Here is a 6,028-nt window from a genome sequence, read left to right on the forward strand (position 1 = left end):
CGGGGGCCGGCGACGACGCCGGCACTGTGGAGGCCGGCGCACCTGGCTGGCCGCTGGGCACGTCCACGGTCCGCACCTCCTGCGCGGCAGCGGGACCAGCCACCAGGGCCAGGGCCAGCGCGGCTGCGAATATCCGCTCGATCGTCATTCCGGTCATCATCGTCCCCAAACGGCGTCTGCGTCCGCCCTGCGGGCTGCTGCCTTAACCGGCGCTGACCCGCAGGCGTGTCAGCCTTGTCCTAGCGCCGCCGGCTGCCCTGTGCTAGCCGCTGCGCCGTCACTTCAGCGCCAGTGGAAAGCAACAAGATGCGTATCGCCATGATCGGTTCCGGCTATGTGGGGCTGGTGTCGGGAGCCTGCTTTGCCGATTTCGGTCACACCGTGGTGTGTGTGGACAAGGACGAGGGCAAGATCGCCCGGCTGGAACAGGGCATCATGCCGATCTATGAGCCCGGGCTCGATGCGCTGGTGGCCAGCAACGTCAAGGCCGGGCGGCTGATGTTCACCACCGATCTGGCCGCCGGCATCGAGGGTGCCGAGGCGGTGTTCATCGCCGTGGGCACGCCGTCACGGCGCGGCGACGGGCATGCCGATCTGTCCTATGTCTATGCCGCCGCCCGCGAGATCGCGCAGGCGATCAAGGGCTATGTGGTGGTCGTCAACAAGTCGACCGTGCCCGTTGGCACCGGCGACGAGGTGGAACGGATCATCCGCGAGGAACGCCCCGATGCCGAGTTTGCCGTTGTCTCGAACCCGGAGTTCCTGCGCGAAGGCGCGGCCATCGGCGATTTCAAGCGGCCGGACCGGATCGTGGTGGGCACCGAGGACGATCGCGCCCGCGACGTGATGAACGAACTCTATCGCCCGCTGTTCCTGAACCAGTCGCCGGTGCTGTTCATGGGCCGGCGCTCGGCAGAGGTGACCAAATATGCCGCCAACGCCTTCCTGGCCACTAAGATCACCTTCATCAACGAGATGGCCGATCTGTGCGAGGCGGTGGGCGGCAACGTGCAGGACGTGGCGCGCGGCATCGGCATGGACGGCCGCATCGGCTCCAAGTTCCTGCACGCCGGCCCCGGCTATGGCGGCAGCTGCTTCCCCAAGGACACGCTGGCGCTGATCAAGACGGCGCAGGATTACAATTCCCCGGTGCGCATCGTCGAGACCGTGGCGGCGGTGAACGAGGCCCGCAAGCGGCAGATGGCGCAGAAGGTGATCCGGCTGGCCGACGGCAGCGTTGCCGGCAAGACGGTGGCGATCATCGGCCTCACCTTCAAGCCCAACACCGACGACATGCGCGACGCGCCGTCCATCGCCATCATCGAGGAATTGCAGAAGGCCGGCGCCACCATCCGCGCCCATGATCCGGAGGGCACCGAACAGGCGCGGTTGGTGCTGAAGGACGTGGCCTATTACGACACGCCCTATGAGGCGTTCGATGGCGCCGACGTGGCTGCCATCGTGACCGAATGGGAAGCCTTCCGGGCGCTCGACCTCGCCCGCATCAAGGGCCTGATGAGAACACCGGCCATCGCCGACCTCAGGAACATCTATCGCCCGGCGGAAATGGCCCGCCACGGCTTTGCCTATCTGGCGGTCGGGCGGTAAAGCGTGTTGCCGGGCCGCGCGCGCATGGCTATAGCGCGGCCTCTCGGAGTCGTGGGTGAGTGGCTGAAACCAGTAGTTTGCTAAACTGCCGATCTGGGTAACTGGATCCGAGGGTTCGAATCCCTCCGACTCCGCCACAAATCAGGAAAAATGATGCGAAATGATGGGGGTGCCAACCGCGCCGGTTGGCAGCCCCACATTTAGCCCCACTTCGGGGCTTTGCTGGCGGACACCCCCGGGGCGCTCCGTTCGTTGGGACCGGTCTGCGGCCGGCACCCCCTCCCCCACATGGACAGCGAAGCAGGACCCCCCTCCACCTTGGGATATTGCTCTCAGGACGAGGGTCGATTTTTCCAAATGTATACAGATTCGTGCGGGGGATACCGCTTGATCGGACAGACGTAATGGCTACTCGCGGGAGTCATTGTGTTGCTCCTTCGGGGATCTCCAGTTGGTCGAGTAGTTCCGCCGGTTCGAGGCGACGAATGACGCGTTCTTCGGTCACATGGATTCGGCCCAACGCGTAGCAGTGAACTGCCAGTGGGAAGAGAGATACCGGCAGACCCTGATACGTAACGACACCCCGGCGCGTCTTCGTTGAGCACCATAGCGGCACGCCTCCTACCTTTCGCGCAAAGTGCGTCAGAGAAGCTAATTCCCGAGGGTCATCAGCGGGCCTGTCGGTCCATTTGATGTCATAGGCCAGTCTAGGTCGACCAGTTGCCGGGTCCAGCATCACGACGTCGACCTCTCCACCGCCCTGCGTATTCCATCGGGCATAATAGAGGTTGTCCAGATCGTCGCTATGGAGCCACTGGGTCACGTTGGCCGTTTCTGCGAGGGCGCCCATCGCGGGATTGTCTTCCTGGATGGGTCCGAACAGGGCCGCCCGCATCGAAGGGTTGGTTAGGTAGACTTTGAAGTTCCGTTGGCGCTTAAACTGCTGCGCACTTTCATCGACCCTCCGGACAACGTGAATGAGGAAGGCGGCCTGAAGATATTCCAGATATCGCTGGATGGTGTTCTTCGCCACTGTCGAGGTCTGTGAGAGACCTTCCAGACTGACCTCTTGCCCGGTGTTGTAGGCGATGGCGTTGAACAGACGTTTGAGTTCCTGGATATCCTGGATACCGTAGAGGCTCGGGAGGTCGTGGGCGAGGACATTTTGGACAATATCGTTGCCGACAAACCGTTGAAAATCTGCACGGACTGCCGGGTTCATCACTGCCTCTGGGTAACCTCCGTAGTTCAGATATTCGATGAACGCTGCGTTCAGAGCAGCGTCGTTACGGACGCGAAAGAGTGGAAACTGGCCTTCCCGTTCGACTAGCTGAATCAGTTGATCTTCCCGTTCCGTAAACGAGAGAAACTCGGCAAAGGTTAGGGGAGGCAGGGTGAAGTCGGTGAAGCGTCCAGCACCGCTCTCCTCACTGCGACGCTTCAAGGCGGCTGTGGCGGAGCCCGAACAGATGAAGCGTGTGTTAGGAAAGCGATCCACTAGGTCCTTCAGGTGACGCTCCCAGTCCTTAAGATACTGTATCTCGTCGAAGACAACGATGCGGGGGCCCTCGGGATTGTGAGGCACCTCGGCCTGGAAGAGATCGAGGAACTGGGCTAAACCTAAATCAGTATAGGTGGGCGTGTCGATCGAGGCATAAAGAACGGGACCCAGTTCGGCGCTTTGCGCGAACTCGCCGATGATCTGCTGGAGCATGGTGGTCTTGCCCACCCGCCGGGATCCCAAGAGCACAACGGCCCGTCGCACATGGGCGCGGATAAGCTGGCACAACGGCTGAAAGTAGGCGCGACGCGGCAGGCTGTAGGGTACGCGCAGAGGATCAATCGGGCCGGCCCACCAGGGATTATCAGCGCGAAGGCGGTTCAGGATGTCATCGCGCGAGATCGTAAGCATGCGGTTATCATCAATCTGTTGACACTAATTGGAAATGCCCAGAAAAGTTCATCAGAGTCAATGTTTTGATGCACGAAAATAGCAACGCTGGCGGTGCATACAGGGTCAGGCGCCCCACATTTGTCCCCGCATCCGGGCGCCGCTGGCGATCCGCCGGCCGGCCCTATCATTGGGCACTGCTTGCGGCCAGCCCCCCATCAAACTGGACAGCGAAGCACGGCGTCCCGTCGACCTTGGCCGCTGGCCCGCAGGACAATCAGCCCCAGGCCCGACGCCCAGCCGGAACGACTTCAGCCACGTTGATCAGCATATCCTGCTGCAAACTCTTGAATGCCGCACTCCTGATTCAGGTCGCGTGAAACCGATGGCTGCCCATCGAGACGCCCCGCGCATAGTGGTCTGAGCCCCGAAGCTCCTCCAGTTAAGAGTAGAGCCGGCGGCTCTGTTGATGCCCGTGTACGGGCGTGATGGCAACCGGGCTGGGGGTTAACCCCCAGCCCGGTTGGCTGCTTGCCAACGCCCCCATCTCTGCCGGGGTCTTGTTGCCCAAGCTCGAGTGCGGTCGATGGTGATTGTAATCATGGCGCCAGGCGGCCAGCACCGAACGGGCCCGCGTCAGGCTGGTGAAGATGGTCTCATTGAGGCACTCATCCCGCAGCCGGGCATTGAAGCTCTCGATGAACCCGTTCTGCTGGGGCTTGCCCGGCGCGATGTAATGCCATTCTACGTGGCGCTCCTTCGACCAGCACAGGATCGCCATGCTGGTCAGCTCGGTGCCGTTGTCGCTCACAACCATGGCCGGGCGTGACCGTTCGGCGATCACCCAGTCCAACTCGCGCGCTACCCGCAGACCGGAGATCGAGGTGTCAGCGACCAGCGCCAGGCATGCGCGCGTGAAGTCATCCACTACAGCCAGGATCCGGAACGGTCGCCCACAGGCGAACGCGTCCGACACGAAGTCCAAAGACCAGCGCTGGTTGCGTCCCTGCGGGATCGCCATCGGCGACCGTGTGCCCAGTGCCCGCTTGCGGCCACCACGGCGGCGCGCCTGCAGCTTCTCCTCCCGATATAGGCGCCGGAACTTCGTGTGGTTGATGGACACGCCTTCGCGGCTCAGGAGCCAGTGCACGCGGCGATAACCGAACCGGCGGCGCTCGGCCGCCAGTGCCCGCATACGTTCCCGAATGCCGGCATCGTCGCTCCGCTGGCTGCGATACCGCACCGTTGTCCGATCCACCCCCAGCACATCGCACGCACGCCGCTGGCTCACCTCGAACAGTTCTGCGAGATAGGCCACAGCTTCCCGCCTGGCCGCGGGCGTCACCATTTTTTGCGGTGATCTCCTTCAGCATGGCGTTGTCCAGCATCGCCTCGGCCAACAGCCACTTCAGCTTGGCGTTCTCGCCCTCCAGCTGCCGAAGCCGCTGCGCCTCCGAGACCTCAAGCCCGCCGAACTTAGCCTTCCACTTGTAAAAGGTGGCACTGCTCACTCCATGCCGGCGGCACACATCCGCCGTCGCCATCCCGGCCTCCTGCTCCTTCAAGATGTCTATGATCTGCTCTTCGCTGAACCTGCTGCGCTTCATCGCCCGACTCCAAACGTGGGCCACACTCTACTCAAATCTGGAGGCAACTGCGGGGCTCAGACCACCTACTGATCACGGCTTTGATTGACGGCGCCGAGCGGAGGTCAACTGGCGACGCGGTCGGCGTAAAGACTGCCGGAGGGCCAGCGGGTCTGCACGACCACGCGATCGGTGGGCGCGGGCAGGCGGCCCGCGCAGCGCGCGGCAACGATCTTGTGCCAGGCAACACGCCAGGGCTCTTCAGGCCAGTCTTTCTTCATGAGCGGTGCGGCGCGTGCAAGGAGAGCCGTTGCCTCGCCTGTGGCGCCGCGGGCGCAGAGGAGATCGGCGAGATCAACAAGAATCGGCCCGCGGTTCTTGTGAGCGTGGGCGTCAGCCGCCGCGAGCGCCTGGCGCAGCAGCTCTTCGGCTTTGGCCGACCGGCCAAGGCCGTGCTCGGCGAGCGCCAGGTTGGCAAACAGCCAGGCCATATCGTCGTGGGTGGCCGGCCGTTCCTTCAGACTTGCCTTGAGGGCGTCGGTCAAGATGGCGTGTGCTTCTTTGAAGGCGCGACGTTCGAGCATGATCCGGCCGAGCATGTTGGCCGTACTGACGACATCCGGGTGTGCAAGGCCCAGCACCTCGCGATCTATGGCCAGCGCCTGGCGGGCATAGCCTTCGGCGGCGTTATTGTCCCGCTGTCGGTAGGCGATTGCACCCAGCATGTTGAGGCCTTCGGAGACCTTGGGGTGGCGCGCGCCCTGGCGCTGGCGGATGGGGAGCGCCGCCTCGAGCGCTCTGCGGGCGCCGTTGTAGTCGCCAGCGAAAAAGGCGTTGAGGGCGCGGGCTTCATGGACCAGCGCCACATCGGGGTGGGAGCGGCCCACGCGCGCGACCTCGACGGCAAGCGCGCGGGCGATCGCCTGCTCGGCCGCGGCATGGG

At 63.5% G+C, this 6,028-nt stretch carries 4 protein-coding genes and 1 tRNA gene; 2 read left to right on the forward strand and 3 right to left on the reverse strand.

What is annotated here, in order from left to right; genetic code table 11:
- Positions 1-306: 306 nt before the first annotated feature.
- Together GJV64_RS10435 and GJV64_RS10440 are read left to right on the forward strand one after the other, a co-directional pair.
- Positions 307-1,608: a UDP-glucose dehydrogenase family protein gene (locus GJV64_RS10435; protein ID WP_164157173.1), complete on the forward strand. Its 1,302-nt coding sequence runs from the start codon at positions 307-309 to the stop codon at positions 1,606-1,608.
- A 45-nt stretch (positions 1,609-1,653) separates the two neighbouring features.
- A tRNA-Ser gene (locus GJV64_RS10440) sits at positions 1,654-1,745 on the forward strand.
- Positions 1,746-2,029: 284 nt separating this feature from the next.
- On the opposite strand, the gene GJV64_RS10445 is transcribed toward GJV64_RS10440, so the two are convergent.
- From GJV64_RS10445 to GJV64_RS10455, 3 genes are all read right to left on the reverse strand, one after another.
- Positions 2,030-3,520 carry an ATP-binding protein gene (locus GJV64_RS10445; protein ID WP_164157174.1) on the reverse strand — a complete coding sequence of 497 codons (1,491 nt, stop codon included), beginning with the start codon at positions 3,518-3,520 and terminating at the stop codon, positions 2,030-2,032.
- 421 nt (positions 3,521-3,941) lie between these two features.
- Positions 3,942-5,106, reverse strand: a protein-coding gene (locus tag GJV64_RS10450; protein ID WP_164157175.1) for an IS3 family transposase whose coding sequence is annotated in 2 segments (ribosomal slippage) — positions 3,942-4,854 and positions 4,853-5,106 — 1,167 coding nt in all. Because the reading frame shifts where the segments join, the coding sequence is not laid out codon by codon here.
- 104 nt (positions 5,107-5,210) lie between these two features.
- Positions 5,211-6,028 (reverse strand): tetratricopeptide repeat protein (locus GJV64_RS10455; protein WP_164157176.1); only part of this gene is annotated, 818 nt, incomplete at its 5' end.

The organism is Sandarakinorhabdus rubra (assembly GCF_010994245.1).
Lineage (GTDB): Bacteria > Pseudomonadota > Alphaproteobacteria > Sphingomonadales > Sphingomonadaceae > Sandarakinorhabdus > Sandarakinorhabdus rubra.

Coding starts and splice junctions, on each gene's coding strand:
- GJV64_RS10435 (WP_164157173.1), top strand. CDS start 307: ATGCGTATCGCCATGATCGGTTCCGGCTATGTGGGGCTGGTGTCGGGA.
- GJV64_RS10445 (WP_164157174.1), bottom strand. CDS start 3,520: ATGCTTACGATCTCGCGCGATGACATCCTGAACCGCCTTCGCGCTGAT.